We start from the raw sequence: 19,476 nt of genomic DNA, 5'->3' as shown, positions 1-19,476 counted from the left end.
TTTTTTGTAACCTTTTTTAAATCCATGATGTCTTACTGGCAAACGAATAAATTTAACCTTTTAAAAATAACCTTATGGAAGCAGCAATCGTATTTATGTTCTTATTTACAGTAATTTTCGGAATATTCTATTTATTCTTCACAACACGAAATAAAGAACGTTTAGCCTTAATTGAAAAAGGAGTAGATGCAAAAATATTTATGTCTGGAGAAAGAAAAAAATCAACCCTAACTGGTAGAGTCATTATTTTAAATTTAGCCTTATTATTAATGGGAATTGGGTTTGGTGTTTTTGTTGCTTTATTGCTTACCACTTATACTCGTTTAGATGAAAATGCCATTTACCCAGCAATGATCTTTTTAATGGCTGGTGTAGGTTTATTTGCTGGATTTAAACTAACAAAACAATTAGACAAAGAGTAAATTAAACTATACTATAAAAGTTGTTAGATAAGAGAATGTGAAGTACACATTCTCTTTTTGTTTTGTAAATTCGTTATCTAAACTTTATTCAAATGAAAAAACTAACACTTTTACTTTTCTTCTCTTTTAATTTAGTTGTAGGGCAAACTGACACTAAAATTTACGATATTATTGAAGCCATTTCTGCTGATAATATTAAAACCAACATTACTACTTTAGCTAACTTTGGAACCCGACATACCTTAAGTGACACCATTTCTAACACTCGCGGAATTGGTGCAGCTCGTCGTTGGATAAAATCTGAATTTACCACTATTTCTTCTAATTGTAATAATTGTTTAAATGTATTCTATCAAAAAGATTTAGTGAAAAAAAATGCCAATAAACGCATTACAAAAGATGTTTGGGTGGTAAATATTGTTGCGGTTCAAAAAGGAACAAAATACCCAAATAACTATATTATTATGAGTGGTGATATAGACTCAAGAATAACGGATCCTAATAATTATACAGATGATGCACCTGGCGCAAATGACAATGCATCTGGAATGGCTGGAACTATAGAAGCTGCTCGTGTTTTAAGTAAATATAAATTTGAAAATAGTATTATTTATGTAGGACTTTCTGGAGAAGAACAAGGTTTATTCGGTGGAAAAGGATTAGCCAAATACGCCAAAGAAAAAGGATGGAATATTGTTGGTGTAATGAACAACGATATGATTGGAAACATTAAAGGGGTAGATGGTGTTATTGATAATAGAACTTTCAGAATTTTCTCCGAACCCGTTCCTCCTACAGAAACAGAACAGCAAAGAAAGGCGCGTCGTTTTTATGGTGGTGAAGTAGATGGTATTTCTCGTCAGTTAGCCAGATATATTTATAAAACGACCAAAATCTATATGCCAGAAATGAATCCAAAAATGATTTATAGATTAGATCGTTTTGGCCGTGGTGGTCATCATCGTCCTTTTAATGATGCTGGTTTTGCAGGAATTCGTATTATGGAAGCTCATGAAAACTATACGCAACAACACCAAGATATTCGTACTGAGAATGGTATTGAATATGGAGATAAACTCAAATTTGTAAATTTTGATTACACAAAAAAACTAACTGCAGTAAATGCTATTAATTTAGCAAGTATTGCTTCTGCCCCTCCTTCTCCTCAAAACGTTGGTATTGGTGGAATTGTAGAAGCATCTGCTAAACTTAAATGGGATAAAGTGGAAGGTGCTAAAGGGTATAAAATTTATTGGCGTGAAACCACTTCTCCTACTTGGGATCATTTTAAATATATAGAAAATCTAACAGAATTTACTTTAGATGGAATTGTATTGGATAATTATTTTTTTGGTGTTAGTGCTGTTGGAGAAAATGGATATGAAAGTATTGTTTGTTTTCCTTCAAAAATTATAAGATAATGTCGAAAATACCAGAATTATATTTTAAAAATGATGTAGAATGGCGTTTTTGGTTACAAGAAAATCATGATTCTTCTACAGGTGTTCATTTGATTTTTTTTAAATTAGAAACTAAAAAACCAACAATGCGTTGGGAAGAAGCTGTAAAAGTAGCTTTGTGTTTTGGTTGGATAGACAGTACAGTTAAAAGTTTAGGCGAAGGAAAACGCAAACAATACTTTACTCCAAGAAACTCAAAAAGTGTATGGAGTAAGCTTAACAAAAACTATATTGAAGAATTAATTGCCGATGATTTAATGCATTCCGCAGGAATATTAAAAATTGAAAAGGCAAAAGAAAATGGCTCTTGGTTTTCTTTAGATGATGTTGAAAATGGTATAATTCCAGAAGATTTACAAACGGCTTTTAATGCTAATTCAATTGCTTTTGATAATTATCAAAATTTTTCTCCATCCTATAGAAAAAGCTACTTATATTGGTTAAATCAAGCTAAAAGAGAAGAAACAAGACAAAAAAGAATAGCTGAAATTATCCGTTTGTGTGAAACGAATATAAAAAAACGTTAAATGAAAATTCTTATAACTGGAGGAACAGGTTTAGTAGGAAAACATCTTACTACTAAACTCGAAAAAGAAGGATATGAAGTTGTGATTTTATCACGAAACCCAAAAAAAGAAAATGAATATGAATGGAATATTTCTAAAAATTATATTGATGAAAAAGCATTAAAAAATACCGATTACATTATTCATTTAGCAGGTGCTGGAATAGCAGATAAACGTTGGACAAATGAAAGAAAAAAAATATTAATTGATAGCCGAGTACAATCAGCTAATTTACTTTTCAGTAAAGTAAAGGAATTAAAAATTCCTCTTAAAAAATTTATTTCCGCTTCTGGAATTGGGTATTATGGTGCTGTAACTTCTAACAAAATCTTTACTGAAGAAGATAACTCTGGAAATGACTTTGTCTCTGATGTATGCTCACAATGGGAAACCTCCGCAAACCAATTTCAACAATTACAAATTCCTGTAACTATTTTACGAACTGGAATTGTTTTAAGCAAAAATGGAGGAGCTTTACCTAAAATAAACACGCCTATCTTTTTATCTATTCTTGGTAATGGTAACCAATTTATGCCTTGGATTCATATTGAAGACTTGTGTAACTTGTATATAGAAGCTATTAAAAAAAATACTTTTAAAGGTGTTTTTAACGCTGTGGCACCAGAAAACCATACAAATTTGTCGTTTACTAAAATTTTGGGGAAAGTTATTGGTAAGCCAGTTCTCGCAATACATGTTCCATCATTGCTTTTAAAAGCATTTTTTGGTGAAATGACGAAAATATTATTGGAAGGAAGTAAAATATCTGCTGAAAAAACAACTAAAATTTATACCTTTAAATATCCATCTTTAGCTGGTGCTTTTGATTTTATTTTTAAAAATGAAAAAAACTGAATTAAAAAAACTTGAAAATCCTGTTTGGTATTCACTCTGTGAAACACATAGTAAATATGTGATAGATTATAACGGAGTAAAATTTTACAATCCAACTATTTGTCCGTTTGGAGCTTTTATTAATGAATCTGATACAGCAAAAGCTTTAAACGAGTATGTGAAGCTTTCCGATAAGTTCTTTTTAGTTAGCGAAAATAAAACTCCCGCTATTGAAACAGATTTTGTTAAACTAGATAAAAAAATAGAAGGATGTCAAATGGTTTTAGATAGTTTAATTGAATCGGAAATTACAGAAGAAATCATTCCTTTAACAGAAGATTATATTGATGAAATTTACAATTTAGTATGGTTAGTTATGCCTGGATATTATCGAAAACGTACTTTTGATATGGGTAAATACTTCGGTATTTTTAAAGATGGAAAACTTGTTTCTATCACGGGACAACGTATGCAAACTGACTCTTTTATTGAAGTGAGTGCTGTGGTTACACATCCAGATTATACACGACGTGGATTAGCTAAACAGCTAACTATACACACTACAAAAGAGATTATAAAAGCTGGTAAGACACCAATCTTGCACACCACAAAAGGAAATCCTGCTATAAAACTTTACGAAAAATTAGGCTATAACATTACCAGAGATATGAACTGGTGGTATTATCATAAAAAATAAAAGCTCAGAATTATCTCTGAGCTTTTAAAATTATATCTTTTTTACTATAGCTTCTGTTGTATTTTTAAACTTGTTTCCCATCATATCCATTTCAATATTTATTAATGTCTTAACTGGTATCCCTGAATTTCTATCTATCTCTATTGAACCTGTAATGTCTGCAGTGGGCATTAATGACATCTTACCAACCATATCTGCAACTACTTTATCCTTTACAATCTCTTTTACAGTATAAGTTAACTCCATATTAATTCCTTGATTACTTTGAATATTAGTCCATGTGGAACCAACAGAAACTTCTTCTTTAGGATAAACTACCGAACTATTTGATTGATTTGATAACTCAGATATTCCAGGAGTATTCGGTTCTACTTTCATCAGTTTACTTTCTCCTAATTTATTTATTGACATAAACATTACAGCTTTCATCATAGGGCTCATTTGATCTTTAAACTTTTTCCCTTCTTCATTTAAATCTTCATCTTTCATATTGGAGTTATAATTAACTTGTTCTTCTCCATCTTTGGTTACAATTGATGATAAATAAGTAAACTTTGTTTCTCCCAGATACTCATTTTCTTTTACATCAGTAACATTGAGTTGCATTTTCATTTCCATCTCCATAAACGCGACTCCCATATCCTGCCCCATTTTCATAATTGTTTCGTATGTATCTCCTTTTTCATAGTTAAGACGTAACAAAACTTTTTCTTGTGCTATACCCATTGTTGTATTCACCAACAATAAAGCAAATAGTATTTTTTTCATTTTTTATTAAATTTTGAATGGCTCTAATATATAAAAAAAGAGTTCAGGTAAACCTGAACTCTTCCTATTATTAAAAAATGTTAATTTTAAAAATCTTGATTTAAATCCCAAGCTTCTAAAATATCTTTTAAAGTCTTAATAAACATTCCTCCTAATGCTCCATTCACTACACGATGATCGTAAGAGTGTGAAACAATCATTTTATGACGAATACCAATCAAATCACCTTCTGGTGTCTCAATTACTGCAGGTTTCTTTACAATCGCTCCTAAAGCTAAAATTGCGACCTGAGGCTGGTTGATAATTGGTGTACCTGTAATACTTCCAAAACTACCCACATTCGTTACTGTATAAGTACCTCCTTGAATTTCGTCTGGTTTTAATTTATTAGCACGCGCTCTTCCTGCCAAATCGTTTATCTGTTTGGTCATCCCCACTAAATTCAACTGATCTGCATTTTTAATAACAGGAACAATTAAATTTCCATCGGGTAAGGCCGCTGCCATACCTAAGTTAATATTCCCGCGCTTTATGATTTTATCTCCATCTACAGAAATATTAATCATTGGATGTTTTTTTATAGTTTGTGCAACCGCTTGCATAAAGATTGGAGTAAATGTTAATTTCTCTCCTTCTCTTTGTTGATAAGCGTTCTTAACATTATTTCTCCACTTTACAATATTGGTAACATCTATTTCAATAAACGATTGTACATGTGCAGATGTTTGTATAGAATCCGTCATGTGTTTAGAAACAAGCTTACCCATACGGCTCATTTCAATCACCTCATCTGCTCCACTCATTGTAATTGGAGCCGATTGTACTTTTGGTTTTGCTGCTTCTATTTTCGCTGCTGCAACTGGAGCCTTAGTTTGACTTCCTCTACTCTTTAAATACGATAAAATATCAGTTTTAGTTACACGTCCTTCTTTACCAGAACCAGCTATAACTTCTAATTCTTCTACAGAAATACCTTCTGTTTGTGCAATACTTTTAACTAATGGTGAATAAAAACGATCACTAGATGATGTATCTAAACTTGCAGATGTAGTTTCTTTAGCTACCGCAACCATTTTTGCTACTTCTGCTACTGCAGGCACTATAGTATCTTTCTTTTCTTCAGTAGCAACAGATGTCGCTGATTCTTCCCCTTCTGTTTCAATAATTGCTATAGTTTGCCCAACTTGAACAACTTCATCTTTATCAAACAAAATCTCTACAAGCTTTCCTTCAACCTCACTTGGTACTTCACTATCTACTTTATCAGTTGCAACTTCAACAACTGCATCATCCATTTCAATTGAATCTCCAACTTCTTTTAACCATGAAGTAATTGTTGCTTCCGCAACACTTTCTCCCATTTTAGGTAATTTAAGTTCAAATCTTGCCATAATACTATTTGATTTTTTAAGCTTCACAAAAGTAAGAAATTCAACTGATTTTTCTTTAATAAATTAAAAATTAAACATTTTACTAATTATTGATAATGTAAAAAACAAGCTTAATTAGCTTGTTTTTTTATTATTTATTCAATCAAAAACGATTTTATTCATTGAATTTTAAGTTTTTACACCCAATTTTTAGGTGTTTTTAAAACTGTTAATAATTTTGCTTCTTCTGAATTTTCTTCTGGATGATGATCATATTTCCACTGCACCACAGGTGGTAAGCTCATTAAAATACTTTCGATACGTCCGTTAGTCTTTAATCCAAATAAGGTTCCTCGGTCATGTACAAGATTAAATTCTACATAGCGCCCACGACGAATTTCTTGCCAATCTGTATGTTTCTGTAAGTATTCTAGACCTCTTCTTCTTTCAACAATAGGCATATAACTTTCTAAAAAGCTATTACCTACTTCAGTCACAAAATTAAATCTATCTTCAATAGAAAACTCTTCTGTTTCTTTTAAGTAATCAAAAAACAAACCACCAATACCACGTGCTTCATCACGATGTGCATTCCAAAAATAATTATCGCAAGTTTCTTTAAATTTAGGATAAAATTCATCATTATGCTTATCACAAGCTTGTTTACAAACCGTATGAAAATGAATTGCATCTTCTTCAAACAAATAATATGGAGTTAAATCTTGTCCGCCTCCAAACCACTGGGTAACAATATTACTTTCTTCATCATACATTTCAAAATAACGCCAATTTGCGTGTACTGTAGGTATAAATGGATTCTTCGGATGTAATACTAAACTCAATCCACAGGCAAAAAAATTACCTTCTTTAACTTTAAATTGTTTACGTAAAACTTCAGGTAATTCTCCATGAACTGCTGAAATATTTACGCCTCCTTTTTCAAAAATATTTCCATTTTCAATTACTCGAGTACGACCTCCACCACCTTCTGTACGTTTCCAAATATCTTCTTGAAACTTAGCCTTTCCGTCTATTTCTTCTAATTTAGACGTAATAGTATCTTGTAAGTTCTCTATATAATTATAAAATTGATCTTTCATTATTTATTTTAATTCTCCTACAAAAATAGTTATTTGGGTAATTCTTTTCCTTGAATTTCTTTAATTGTTTGGGTCGTTGCTGCAGTTACCGAAAGTGGTAAAACCAAAATAATTCCTACTACAGGAATTAATAAAAGTAACATAAAAATAATTCCATTACCAATAGCTACTCCTCTATGTTTCTTTACAAAATTAACACTCTCTTTATACTTAAAATGACGTTCAAGTGTATAATCCATATTTCCAAAACCTGCATAATAAGCTTGGACTAAAAAGAGTAATACAGATGAAAAAACACCAATAACAGGAATGACACTCAATAATAAAATAGGAATCGTTAGCATCAATTCTTTAGTAAGATTTCTAACATTAATCCTTACACCTCTAATTAACTGTTCGGCAAAAGAGGTTGTTCTATGTTGATGATTTTCTCCTCTAAGATAATCTTCTATTTTTTCTGAAACGGGACTCATAAATGGTGCAGACAATGCCATAACAATATGTTTGTAGAGTATCAACCCTATAGCAACAATTAAAAGTCCGCTTAAAAAAGAACTTATTACTTCGAAAGTTTGCTTACCAAATTCCCATTTCCAAAAATTTGCTACATAATGCCCTATATCATCAGACAATTCAAAAGCCAAAACAATAATTGTTATTGCAATGAATACACTTATTAAAATTGGAATAATAAAATATTTCCATAATTTTAATTGAGAAATTAAACCTAAAGCATTTACATATGCTTTAATACCTTTTAATATATTATGAACCATACTTTTCTAAAAACAAAAAGCCTCTTTCTAATAAAGAAAGAGGCTTTTTTATATTACTTTTCATTAATTTAAAACTGGTGTTAAAAACTCTTCGAAATTTTTAGTATTTAATTCGTTTACTTGATCCCAATTCATTTCTTTTGTAGGTGTAGCTGCTCCTCTTTTAACATTTAAGAATTTTTTATCCTTTCCAATTAAATAAGTTGTTGGATAATCTAACTTATGTACAAATCCACTAACATCTAAATTACCTGTTTCTGTTTTATCCATTTCTCTTGCAGGAACCAATAAGATTCTTTTATCAAGCTTTTCTGCCATCTTTTTAACCTTAGCTTCCTTATCCCAAAAAATCATAATAAATTCAACTTTATCATGATATTTTTCAACCATTGTATTTAAAGTTGGAACTTCACCCCAACAAGGAGCAGACCAAGTTGCCGCAGCTACAATAACTATAGATTTTTTTATTTTTTTTGTACTAACAACTTCGTTATTCAAAGTAGTAAAGTCATAATTTAACAAGTAACTATCCTTTATACACTTATCAATCAATCCTTCTGATGTTTTCTCAGAGCAACTGTTTACTGCTTGATTATAGTATTTTTTTTGAGCAAAAACACTAGATGAAATAACGATTAAGACAAGGGTTAATAATCTCTTCATTGGGGAGTTTTTATTTATATTAAACTTTATATTCTTTTACTGCGTCAATAAAAGCCTTTGCATTTTCTAAAGGAATATCTGGTAATATTCCGTGGCCTAAATTAACAATATATTTATCTTTACCAAAATCATTAATCATTTGGTTTACCATTTTTTTAATTTCTGCTGGTGACGAATATAACCGTGTTGGATCAAAATTACCTTGTAATGTAATATTTCCCCCTGTTAAATAACGTGCATTACGTGGCGAACACGTCCAATCTACACCTAATGCAGCAGCTCCCGATTTTGACATTTCTTGCAAAGCAAACCAACATCCTTTTCCAAAAGCAATTACTGGTGCATCTTCTTTCAATGCATCAATAATTTGCTGAATATATTGCCATGAAAATTCTTGATAATCTGTTGGAGACAACATTCCTCCCCAAGAATCAAAAACTTGAACCGCATCTACACCCGCTACAACTTTTGCTTTTAAATAAGCAATTGTTGTATCCGTAATCTTCTGTAACAAATTGTGTGCCGCAATTGGATTTGTAAAACAAAACTTCTTTGCTTTATCAAAATTCTTACTTCCTTGTCCTTGTACACAATAACATAAAATCGTCCATGGAGATCCTGCAAAACCAATCAACGGAATCTCATCATTCAACTTTTCTTTAGTTGCTTTAATTGCTTCCATCACGTACCCTAATTCCTCATGAACATCTGGTACAATTACATTATCTACTCCTTTTTGATCACGAACTGGATTTGGTAAATACGGACCAAAATTAGGTTTCATTTCTACCTCGATATTCATTGCTTGGGGAATTACTAAAATATCTGAAAATAAAATAGCAGCATCCATACCGTATCTACGGATTGGTTGTACTGTAATTTCTGAAGCTAACTCAGGAGTACGACAACGTGTAAAGAAATCGTATTTTTCACGAATTTCCATAAATTCAGGTAAATATCTTCCTGCTTGACGCATCATCCAAACTGGTGGGCGATCAACCGTTTCTCCTTTTAACGCTCTTAAAAATAAATCGTTTTTTATCATTTTATATTCTCTACGTCATTCCGAATAAAATAAAGCAATCTTTATTTTAAGAGATTGCTTCTTCATTCTTCCTCGTAATGACAGTTTATTATTACATTTTTGCAACTGCCTCCATTGCTTTACCAATGGCTTTTGATGTTTTTTCTATATCTTTTTCGGTTAAAGCTGATGATAAAAACCAAGCTTCAAACTGCGATGGTGGTAAAAACACTCCATTTTTAATCATTTCCCAAAAGAATACTGCAAATTTTTCGGTATCCGATTTTTGAGCATCTGCAAAATTATTTACTGCTTCTTTTGTAAAAAACGGGTTGATCATAGATCCAAATCGATTTACAACAAGATCAACACCGTGTTTTTTTGCTTTCTCCAATAAAATTACCTCTAAAATACTCGCTGTTTCTTCAAACTGCTCATACGGATTTTGTTTCTTTAACTCAGTTAACGTAGAAATTCCTCCCGCCATAGCAATTGGATTCCCACTTAGCGTTCCTGCTTGATACATTCCTCCTAATGGCGCAACGTTTTCCATAATTTCGTTACGAGCTCCGTAAGCTCCTACTGGAAATCCTCCTCCAATCACTTTCCCTAAACAGGTTATATCTGCTTCAACACCTAATAATTCTTGTGCTCCACCAAATTTAGAACGGAAACCTGTCATTACCTCATCAGCAATTAAAACGGCTCCATTTTTATGTGCTAATTCTTTTAATTCTTTTAAGAAATCATTCTGCGGAACAACCACTCCCATATTTCCTCCTACTGGTTCTATAATTACACCAGCAATATCATTGTGCTTATCGAAATGTGCCTTTACACTTTCAATATCATTATAATTCGCTATTAACGTATTTTTTACTGCTCCTTCTGGCACTCCTTTACTTCCTGGTAAACTCAATGTTGCTAAACCAGATCCTGCTGCAACTAACAATGCATCTTGATGCCCGTGGTAACAACCAGAAAATTTAATTATTTTGTCTTTACCTGTAAACGCACGTGCTAAACGAATTCCGCTTAAAACTGCTTCAGTACCAGAGTTTACAAAACGAACTTTGTCCATTCCTGGAAAAGCATCACAAACTATTTTCGCTAATTTGATTTCATTTTCAGTAGATGCTCCAAAAGAATATCCATTTTTTAACGCTTTGGTAACTGCCTTTTGTACTTTTTTATGACGATGTCCTAAAATCATTGGTCCGTAAGACAAAACGAAATCTACATATTCATTTCCATCAACATCAATAATTTTACTTCCTTTTGCTTTTTTTATAAACAAAGGATTTCCTCCAACAGAAGCAAATGCACGTACGGGTGAATTTACCGCTCCAACAAGATTTTTTAATCCTTTTTTATATAATTTTTCTGATTTTTTGAAATTCATTTTTATCCTTTCTGTCATTCCTACGAAGGCAGGAATCTTGTGATTTTTACTTTATATATTTAGATTCCTGCCTTCGCAGGAATGACACTTTTTACTTTCTAGCTAAAACCTTAGCCGCCTCTTTTGCGAAATACGTAATAATAATATCAGCACCAGCACGCTTCATAGAAAGTAAACTTTCCATCATTACTTTTTCGCCATCTATCCAACCTTTTTCGGCAGCTGCTTTAACCATGGCATACTCTCCGCTTACATTATAACAAGCGATTGGACGATCAAAACTATTTTTTAAATCTCTAATAATATCTAAATACGATAATGCTGGCTTTACCATTAAAATATCTGCGCCTTCTTGATCATCAAATGTTGCCTCACGCATTCCTTCGTCACGGTTGGCTGGATCCATTTGATAGGTTCTTCTATCTCCAAATGTTGGAGCAGAATCTGCAGCATCTCTAAATGGTCCGTAAAAAGCTGATGAATATTTCACTGAATATCCCATAATTGGTAAGTTAGGAAAACCTGTATTATCTAGAGATTCACGAATCATTGCTATAGTTCCATCCATCATTCCTGATGGCGCCACCATATCTACACCTGCTCTCGCATGAGAAACAACTTGTTTCGCTAAATTTACCAATGTAGCATCGTTATCTACATCGTTATCGTGAATAATCCCACAATGTCCATGACTTGTGTATTCACAAAAACACACATCGGTAATCACATATAAACTCGGATAATTCTTCTTGATAAATCGGATTGCTTGTTGCATAATTCCGTTATCATTCCACGTTTCTGTCCCTTCATCATCTTTCTTTGAAGGAATTCCGAATAATAATACAGCTGGAATGTTTAACTCAACAACTTCATCTAATTCTTTTGAAATTTTATCTAGTGAAAAACGTTTAATTCCTGGCATTGAAACAATTTCTGTTTCAATATTTTCTCCTTCTTCTATAAATAAAGGATATATAAAATCATCAACCGTTAGCTTATTTTCTCTAACTAATCTTCGAATACCTTCTGTTTTTCGTAGTCTTCTTGTTCTAAACATGAACTTATTTTTTTACAAAATGTAAACTCACCAATTCTAGTACACTTTCTACCGTTGGTACTTTAGCGACTTGAACATTTTTAAAATGCTTTCTTGCTTCATTTGCTGTACTTTCTCCAATACAAAAAGCAACTTTATCTACACTATTTTTCTCTATATAGCTCTCTACCGTAGAAGGACTGTAAAACAAGACTCCCTTTACTTTTTCATCTACATTTGATGAACTATAAGTCGTTTTATAGGCTTCTACTTCGTTAACTGTAATTCCGTTTTCTTTAAGTACTTTAGGTAAAGTATCTAAACGTAAATCGCTACAAAAATAAGTAACCCCTCCTTTTATATTTCCTGATAAATATTCAGCTAATTTTTCAGCATTCTTTTCAGAATGTGTAACCTTACCTATTCTTTGTTCGATAAGCTTTTTAGTTCTTCTACCAACACAAAATATATTTTTGAACTGTAATTCCATTGCAGAAAAACTGTGTAGTAATGATTCTACACCATTTTTACTCGTAATAATTACATTTTCAATTTCATTTTTCACCACTTTTGGGGCAATTCTATTAAAACGAATTTTAATAAAATCACTATCTTCAACACTTACAGTTGTGGGTAATAACTTCTTTTGTACTTCTGATAATTTTTTGGTTGAGAATACTGAAAATTCTTTTTCAATACCTTGATCTTCCATCATTATCAATTTACCTCCCTTATCAATAATAGAGTTAGCACAATCGTTTGCGATATATTTATGCCTTCCTAAAGGAACTTTCCTGGCAACTTCAAGCTTTTTGCTTCCGTCTCTACTTAATAAAACGCCTTTAAATATTACTTCTTTTTCAACTTCGTTGATATATGCTAAAGCTCCGATAGGTGCAGTACAACCTCCTTCTAATTTATGTAAAAATTCACGTTCAATAGTTGTACACAACTCTGTATCTGCATCGTTTAACTTAGCACAAGCTTGTTTAATAAACTCATCTTCTTCTAATGCAGTAATCATTATTGCCCCTTGTGCAGGTGCTGGTAACATCCAAGATAAATTTAAAGCTCCTGCCGGACGTAATCCAACGCGTTCTAAGCCTGCCGCTGCAAAAATAGCTCCGTTCCAATCATTATCTTCTAACTTTTGTAAACGTGTATTTACGTTTCCTCGTAAATCAACTACTTTATGAGTTGGGTAGCGGTTTAACCATTGTGCTCTACGACGTAAACTACCTGTAGCAATAACTCCGTTGGGCTGACCAAAAAACTCTTCGTTATCTTTTAACAACAAAATATCATTGTAATTAGCTCTTTTTAAAACCGCTGCTTGTACAATTCCTTCTGGCAAAACCGTTGGAACATCTTTCATAGAATGCACTGCGATATCAATATCGTTATTCAGCATTGCTATGTCTAAATTTTTGGTAAATATACCTGTTATACCTAGTTCGTATAAAGGCTTGTCTAAAATGATATCTCCTGTAGATGTTATAGGAACAATTTCTGTTTCGTACCCTAATTCTTCTAATTGTTTACGAACCTTATTCGCCTGCCACAACGCTAATTGACTTTCGCGTGTTCCTATTCTAATTATTTTCTGCATCGATTGTATCTAAAGTTGTACCGAACACTTGTGTCATTACCTGAATGCTTTGATTTACCGATGTTTCTTCAGATTTTAAGTGTTTTACGAACTGTGTAGTTATTTTTTGAATAAATCTTGATGTGATTGCTTCCGCTTGTATCTCATCAAAATTATTTATTTTTTTCTTGTGAAAGTTAATTTCGTCTTGTTGAATAGCTTCTAACGACTGCTTTAAAGCATTAATAGCTGGAATAAATTTTCGATGACTTAACCATTCGTTAAATTCATCTTTATGCGTTTTTATAATAGCTTCTGCTAATGGAACTTCTTGTTTACGAACCGCTAAAGTTTCATCTGTTATTTTAGAAAGTTCATCTACATTTACCAACGTTACATTCGAAAGTTTCTTAACGTCTGTACAAACGTTCTCTGGCATTGATAAATCTAATATCAAAATATCTTTATCTTTCGGAATATGCGCTTCTGTAATTGTAGGAATATCCGCTCCCGTAGAAACCACTAACACGTCTGCATTCCTTACTTCTGATGTTAAATCAGCAAAATTTGCTTTTCTAATTTCTGAATGTTCATTTACAAATTCGTCAACCTTTTCTTCAGTACGATTAATTAAGGAAACTGTTTTATTTTGAGTGTACTCTGCTAAGTTCTTACAAGTATGTTTACCCATTTTACCTAAACCAAATACTAAAATGTTTTTGCTATTATAATCGAACAAGTTTTTGATAATATACTGAACGGCTGCATACGATACTGAAGTTGTGCCAGAACTTAGCTTGGTTTCATTTTTAACACGCTTACTAGCTTGCATAATTGCATTTAACAAACGTTCTAAATAGGCATTCGTAGTTCCAAGTTTTTTAGCTTGTTTAAAAGCTTGACGTAATTGACCTACGATTTCATAGTCTCCTAAAATTTGACTATCTAAACCTGTTCCCATTCTAAACAAATGCTGAATAGCTTCTTGGTTTTTATATACGTTCGATACTCTAGCAAACTCTTCTACAGATCCTCCTGAAAATTTACACAACATGCTTATCAATTGAAAAGGATGATCTGCAAAACCAATAATTTCTGTTCTATTGCAAGTAGACAAAACAAAGATTCCGTTAAAACCTTGTTCTTTTGCCTCTTTTAAAAGTAAGATTTGATTCTCTTTAGATAAAGAAAATTTACCTCGAGTATGCGCATCTGCTTTAACGTAGCTTACACCAATATTGTAAAAGTTCGTGTTTTCAGTAAACATTTAGTAATTGTCATATAATCTCGACAAAAGTAGAAACTTCCATTAGATAAAAGTATCGCCAAAAGAACTTAAAATGTCGAATATTGTTTTTTGATTTATTTTCTGATATTTATCATATAAATCACGTATTTTTGTAGTAAAATCAACTACTAAAGATTATTTTATATAGAATCGTTCTAAATAAAAACGATTTTAAATCGATTTAAAAATATGTTAGAAAACAACGCCGAAAGTACTTTTAACGAAACCAATTTAGAAAACGACTTTTTATTACTTGAATTTCAAAATAATAGTGATGAAACCAAACGTTTTGAGCGTGATATCGACAGTACATTTATTCAACTACATTTTTGCCTTAGAGGGAATTGTAAGTTTCATTTTAACAATGGCAGCTATACTTTCGATGTTTTAGATGAGCATTCTATTTTATTATATAATCCACAACAAAAGTTGCCAATAAATCTAGAAATAAGACCCAAAACCACATTAATTTCTTTATTAGTTTCTATTAAAAAATTTCATGCACTGTTTTCTAAAGAAGCTGGATACATCCCTTTTTTGAGTGAAAATAATAGTAATAAAAAATATTATGACGACAGTATTATAAAACCAACTGTTTTAATTGTTTTGCAACAAATTATAAATGCAAACATTAACAGCTCTATTAAAGACTTATATATTAAAGGAAAAATTTATGAGTTACTAAGTTTACATTTTCAAAAAGACGAAACAATTTCTGGCGAATACTGTCCGTTTTTAGTTGATGAACGAGAAGTAACAAAAATAAGAACTGCCAAAGACATTGTTATTGCTCGTATGGCAGAACCTCCTACGCTACAGGAACTATCAAATGAGGTAGGCATCAATCTAAAAAAATTAAAAGAAGGGTTTAAACAAATTTACGGAGATACTGTTTATAGTTTTTTATTCGATTATAAAATGGAACACGCTCGTAAATTATTAGAAAGCAATCAGTATAATGTTAATGAGGTTGGCTTACAAATTGGGTATAGTACCGCTAGTCACTTTATTGCAGCGTTTAAAAAGAAATTTGGAACGACACCTAAACAATATGTACTTTCATTAAACAACTAAATGAAGCAATTACACCACGAAGAAATAACCAATAATCAACAAACGTATCCTATCACTATTGTATGTGATGCGATTAGAACACCCGAAAATATTGGTATGTGTTTTCGAATTTCGGAAAGTTTTGGCGTTGAAAAAATATATTTACACGAAAGTTCTCCTTCAATAGACAACCGTAGTGTACAACGTACTGCTCGTAACACCATTAATCAAATTGATTTTGACAGGTATCAAGATTTTGAACAACTCATTCATCAATTAAAAAAAGAAGGAAACACAATTATTGGTATAGAAGTTACTGATGAAAGTATCGATATTCAAGATTTTGATTTTACAAATCATCATAAAATCGTATTACTTTTGGGAAGCGAAAGACGCGGTATAGAAAACACCCACTTACTAGATGCAACTGTTGCTATTCCAATGTATGGACGAAACTCAAGTATAAATGTAATTCATAGTTTAGCGATTGCTTTATACGAAACCACAAATCAATTAAAAGAACGAAAAACCGTCACTACGAACGAAGTGAAGTAATCTCTTCATAAAGATTGCTTCGTTACACCCGAAATGACAAAACGAAAAATATGAAAGGAGTTTTATTAGTCAATTTAGGATCACCTGATAGTACAGATCCAAAAGATGTAAAAAAATATTTAGGTGAATTTTTAATGGACGAACGTGTAATTGACGTTCCTTTATGGTTAAGAACCTTTATTGTAAAAGGAATTATTTTAAATACTCGACCAAAAAAGTCTGCCGCAGCCTACAAAAAAATTTGGTGGAAAGAAGGTTCCCCTTTAATTGTTCTTTCTGAAAGATTGCAAGCTAAAGTTCAAGCTAAAACCGAATTACCCGTTGCCTTAGCAATGCGTTACGGAAAACCATCTATTAAAACCAGATTACAAGAATTATATGATAAAGGCGTAAAAGATGTTTTGTTAGTTCCGTTGTATCCTCAATTTGCTATGGCAACTACAGAAACGATTGTTGTTTTGGCTGAAAAATTACGCAAGCAACATTTTCCTGATATGAAAATTACAGATATCCCTGCTTTTTACAACAAACCAGAATATATAAAAGCATTGTCTAATTCTATCAAAGATTATTTAGCTGACAAGGAATATGATGAAATTTTGTTTTCATATCACGGAGTTCCAGAGCGTCATATTTACAAATCAGACATTACAAAGTCGCATTGTAAAATAGATGGAAGCTGTTGTAATACTCCTTCAAAAGCACATGAATTCTGTTATCGCCAACAATGTTATCAAACCACTAAAAATGTAATGAATGAACTTGGTTTAAATGAAAGTCAAGTATCAACGTCTTTTCAGTCACGTTTAGGAGTAGATCCTTGGTTACAACCTTATACTGACAGAACTTTAGTAAAAAAAGCAGAACAAGAAGGTGTTAAAAAACTAGCGGTAGTTACTCCTGCCTTTGTTTCCGATTGTTTAGAAACTTTAGAGGAAATTGCTATGGAAGGCAAGCATGAGTTTTTAGAAGCTGGCGGAGAAGAATTCCATATGGTTCCTTGTATTAACGACAACGCAGAATGGGTAGATGTGCTAGCAGGATGGATTAACGAATTTGATAGAAATAATTAAATGTCAAGTCGAGCAGAGTCGAGACCTTTCGACTGCGCTCAAGGTGACAAATTAAAAATACTGAAAATGGATTTTTTATACATAAAAGCATTACACATCATTTTTGTAGTAACTTGGTTTGCAGGCTTATTTTATATGGTGCGTTTGTTTATTTATCATTCTGAAGCAGAAAAAAAGGAAGAGCCTGCTAAGGAAATTCTTCAAACACAATATAAATTAATGGAGAAACGTTTGTGGTACATTATTACATGGCCATCAGCAGTTTTAGCCAGTTTCTTTGCTTTTTGGATGCTGTATAAAAATCCGGTGTATTTAGAAATGCCATGGATGCACGTAAAATTAGCTTTTGTTTTAGCTCTTTATTTTTATCACGGTGCATGTCATTCAATCTACAAACAACTACAACGTAATGAAGTTAAATACAACTCTTTAAAACTTAGAATTTGGAACGAAGTTGCTACGATTATCCTTTTTGCCATAGTATTTTTAGTAGTTTTAAAAAACGCTATCAATTGGATTTGGGGTGTTATTGGTATTTTTTTAGTTTCCATCTTACTAATGATGAGCGTTCGCTTATATAAAAAAGTACGCGCTAAAAAAAGTTGGGATAAGTTTGAAAAGAAATTGATGGAGGAGGATGAAAAACAATCATAACCTAAGAAACTCAGTGAAGTTCACTACCAGAGAAAAATAATTATTTTAAATTATTGATTTTAAATATTTTAAAATCAAAAGTTTTAACAAAACCATAGACACTAACACTTTTTTGTTAAAAACTAATAGGAGTTTGTGAATAACTAGCTATTTTTAATAAAACTAATAAGACTTATCTTTGAAATATCAAGAGCAAGGTTCGAAGACAGTCTCATTAGCTGTTTTAGAATGAGTTTGACATACTCAACTTGTAGTGAAGTAAGTCTCTATCAAAAAATGTAGAGAAGAATAGAATTAGATTACATTTCATTTGTGTAAAGCTAAAAACTCAATCTTCACTTTTCATTCAGGTCGGTTGTTCCAGCAACCGGCTTTTTTATTTGTTACATTGTAACAACAACACAAATATAAATAACTAAATTTATTCTTTATGTATGCCATCAGAGTTTTATATTGGTTTTGTGTTGTTTTTTTATAAACAATTGATTTTTTAATTGTTAACAACTAGACTACTACCCCTTAATCGATTGTTCAAAAGGGATTCTATTTACAATGCTACGTCCAAGAGTAACCTCATCCGCATATTCTAATTCATCTCCTACCGAGATTCCTCGTGCAATGGTAGATGTAGTTATATCATATTTTTCTATTTGTTTGTAAATATAAAAGTTGGTCGTATCACCTTCCATCGTAGAACTTAAAGCAAAAATCAATTCTTTTACCTCTCCTTCTTTTACTTTTTCAACCAAAGGTTCAATTTGTAAGTTTTGTGGACCAACACCTTCAATCGGAGAAATTTTCCCTCCTAACACATGATACAATCCTCTAAACTGACCTGTGTTTTCTATCGCCATTACATCTCGAATATCTTCTACCACACACACAATCTCTTCATTTCTATTTGGATTTGCGCAGATATCACACAAAACAGTATCTGAAATATTATAACATTTCTTGCATGCCTTTACTTCATTTCGTAATAGCGATAAAGCTTCAGTTAAATACTTTGTATTTTCTGTAGGTTGCTTTAATAAATGTAACACCAAACGCAATGCTGTTCGTTTACCAATACCCGGTAATCTGCTCACCTCATTTACTGCGTTTTCTAATAATTTTGAAGAAAAATCCATACGGCGAAATTACAATT

20 protein-coding genes are annotated in these 19,476 nt (G+C 31.9%); 9 read left to right on the top strand and 11 right to left on the bottom strand.

What is annotated here, in order from left to right; genetic code table 11:
• Window positions 1–74: 74 nt before the first annotated feature.
• From C7447_RS13085 to C7447_RS13065, 5 genes are all read left to right on the top strand, one after another.
• Complete coding sequence (locus tag C7447_RS13085) at window positions 75–422, top strand: DUF6249 domain-containing protein (protein WP_148870966.1); 348 nt, start codon at window positions 75–77, stop codon at window positions 420–422.
• Between the two features lie 92 nt (window positions 423–514).
• On the top strand, window positions 515–1,843 hold the full coding sequence (locus C7447_RS13080; RefSeq protein ID WP_148870965.1) for a M28 family peptidase: 1,329 nt from the start codon (window positions 515–517) through the stop codon (window positions 1,841–1,843).
• Entirely contained in the window at window positions 1,843–2,409 is a 567-nt protein-coding gene (locus C7447_RS13075; protein ID WP_148870964.1) for a YdeI/OmpD-associated family protein, read from the top strand. The genes C7447_RS13080 and C7447_RS13075 overlap by 1 nt, the downstream gene beginning before the upstream one ends.
• A complete protein-coding gene (locus tag C7447_RS13070) occupies window positions 2,410–3,303 on the top strand; it encodes a TIGR01777 family oxidoreductase (RefSeq protein ID WP_148870963.1) in 894 nt (297 codons plus the stop codon).
• Window positions 3,290–3,979: a GNAT family N-acetyltransferase gene (locus C7447_RS13065; protein WP_148870962.1), complete on the top strand. Its 690-nt coding sequence runs from the start codon at window positions 3,290–3,292 to the stop codon at window positions 3,977–3,979. Before C7447_RS13070 ends, C7447_RS13065 begins: the two co-directional genes overlap by 14 nt.
• A 30-nt stretch (window positions 3,980–4,009) precedes the next feature.
• Here C7447_RS13065 and C7447_RS13060 read toward each other — a convergent pair whose 3' ends face one another.
• The 10 genes from C7447_RS13060 to hemA form a co-directional block, all read right to left on the bottom strand.
• Window positions 4,010–4,747, bottom strand: coding sequence for a hypothetical protein (locus C7447_RS13060; RefSeq protein ID WP_148870961.1), 738 nt, complete (start codon window positions 4,745–4,747; stop codon window positions 4,010–4,012).
• Between the two features lie 86 nt (window positions 4,748–4,833).
• Window positions 4,834–6,138 carry a dihydrolipoamide acetyltransferase family protein gene (locus tag C7447_RS13055; RefSeq protein ID WP_148870960.1) on the bottom strand — a complete coding sequence of 435 codons (1,305 nt, stop codon included), beginning with the start codon at window positions 6,136–6,138 and terminating at the stop codon, window positions 4,834–4,836.
• 176 nt (window positions 6,139–6,314) lie between these two features.
• Window positions 6,315–7,217, bottom strand: a complete 903-nt coding sequence (hemF, locus tag C7447_RS13050; RefSeq protein WP_148870959.1) for an oxygen-dependent coproporphyrinogen oxidase — start codon at window positions 7,215–7,217, stop codon at window positions 6,315–6,317.
• Window positions 7,218–7,246: 29 nt separating this feature from the next.
• On the bottom strand, window positions 7,247–7,993 hold the full coding sequence (locus C7447_RS13045) for an EI24 domain-containing protein (protein ID WP_148870958.1): 747 nt from the start codon (window positions 7,991–7,993) through the stop codon (window positions 7,247–7,249).
• Window positions 7,994–8,056: 63 nt separating this feature from the next.
• Window positions 8,057–8,656 (bottom strand): TlpA family protein disulfide reductase, encoded by a 600-nt coding sequence (locus tag C7447_RS13040; RefSeq protein ID WP_148870957.1) that lies wholly within the window; start codon window positions 8,654–8,656, stop codon window positions 8,057–8,059.
• A 19-nt stretch (window positions 8,657–8,675) separates the two neighbouring features.
• The gene (gene hemE / locus C7447_RS13035) at window positions 8,676–9,701 is read right to left on the bottom strand and encodes a uroporphyrinogen decarboxylase (protein ID WP_148870956.1); all 1,026 of its coding nucleotides are present in this window, start codon (window positions 9,699–9,701) and stop codon (window positions 8,676–8,678) included.
• Window positions 9,702–9,792: 91 nt separating this feature from the next.
• On the bottom strand, window positions 9,793–11,082 hold the full coding sequence (gene hemL / locus C7447_RS13030) for a glutamate-1-semialdehyde 2,1-aminomutase (protein WP_148870955.1): 1,290 nt from the start codon (window positions 11,080–11,082) through the stop codon (window positions 9,793–9,795).
• Window positions 11,083–11,173: 91 nt separating this feature from the next.
• Complete coding sequence (gene hemB, locus C7447_RS13025) at window positions 11,174–12,139, bottom strand: porphobilinogen synthase (RefSeq protein ID WP_148870954.1); 966 nt, start codon at window positions 12,137–12,139, stop codon at window positions 11,174–11,176.
• Between the two features lie 4 nt (window positions 12,140–12,143).
• Window positions 12,144–13,727, bottom strand: a complete 1,584-nt coding sequence (hemC, locus tag C7447_RS13020) for a hydroxymethylbilane synthase (RefSeq protein WP_148870953.1) — start codon at window positions 13,725–13,727, stop codon at window positions 12,144–12,146.
• A complete protein-coding gene (hemA, locus tag C7447_RS13015) occupies window positions 13,711–14,973 on the bottom strand; it encodes a glutamyl-tRNA reductase (RefSeq protein ID WP_148870952.1) in 1,263 nt (420 codons plus the stop codon). The genes hemC and hemA overlap by 17 nt, the downstream gene beginning before the upstream one ends.
• 210 nt (window positions 14,974–15,183) lie before the next feature.
• Between hemA and C7447_RS13010 the strand changes: the two genes are divergently transcribed.
• The 4 genes from C7447_RS13010 (at window position 15,184) to C7447_RS12995 (ending at window position 18,329) form a co-directional block, all read left to right on the top strand.
• Window positions 15,184–16,068: a helix-turn-helix transcriptional regulator gene (locus C7447_RS13010; RefSeq protein WP_148870951.1), complete on the top strand. Its 885-nt coding sequence runs from the start codon at window positions 15,184–15,186 to the stop codon at window positions 16,066–16,068.
• Window positions 16,069–16,602 carry a TrmH family RNA methyltransferase gene (locus C7447_RS13005; protein WP_148870950.1) on the top strand — a complete coding sequence of 178 codons (534 nt, stop codon included), beginning with the start codon at window positions 16,069–16,071 and terminating at the stop codon, window positions 16,600–16,602.
• A gap of 50 nt (window positions 16,603–16,652) precedes the next feature.
• On the top strand, window positions 16,653–17,675 hold the full coding sequence (hemH, locus tag C7447_RS13000) for a ferrochelatase (protein WP_148870949.1): 1,023 nt from the start codon (window positions 16,653–16,655) through the stop codon (window positions 17,673–17,675).
• A 66-nt stretch (window positions 17,676–17,741) separates the two neighbouring features.
• Window positions 17,742–18,329 carry a CopD family protein gene (locus C7447_RS12995; RefSeq protein WP_148870948.1) on the top strand — a complete coding sequence of 196 codons (588 nt, stop codon included), beginning with the start codon at window positions 17,742–17,744 and terminating at the stop codon, window positions 18,327–18,329.
• Window positions 18,330–18,841: 512 nt separating this feature from the next.
• Here the strand turns inward: C7447_RS12995 and recR are convergent.
• Entirely contained in the window at window positions 18,842–19,459 is a 618-nt protein-coding gene (recR, locus tag C7447_RS12990) for a recombination mediator RecR (protein ID WP_148870947.1), read from the bottom strand.
• Between the last annotated feature and the right edge of the window lie 17 nt (window positions 19,460–19,476).

Source organism: Tenacibaculum adriaticum (genome assembly GCF_008124875.1).
GTDB classification, from domain to species: Bacteria; Bacteroidota; Bacteroidia; order Flavobacteriales; family Flavobacteriaceae; genus Polaribacter; species Polaribacter adriaticus.
The sequence above is the reverse complement of the archived record's forward strand: the minus strand, read 5'-3'. Positions and strand labels throughout refer to the sequence as shown.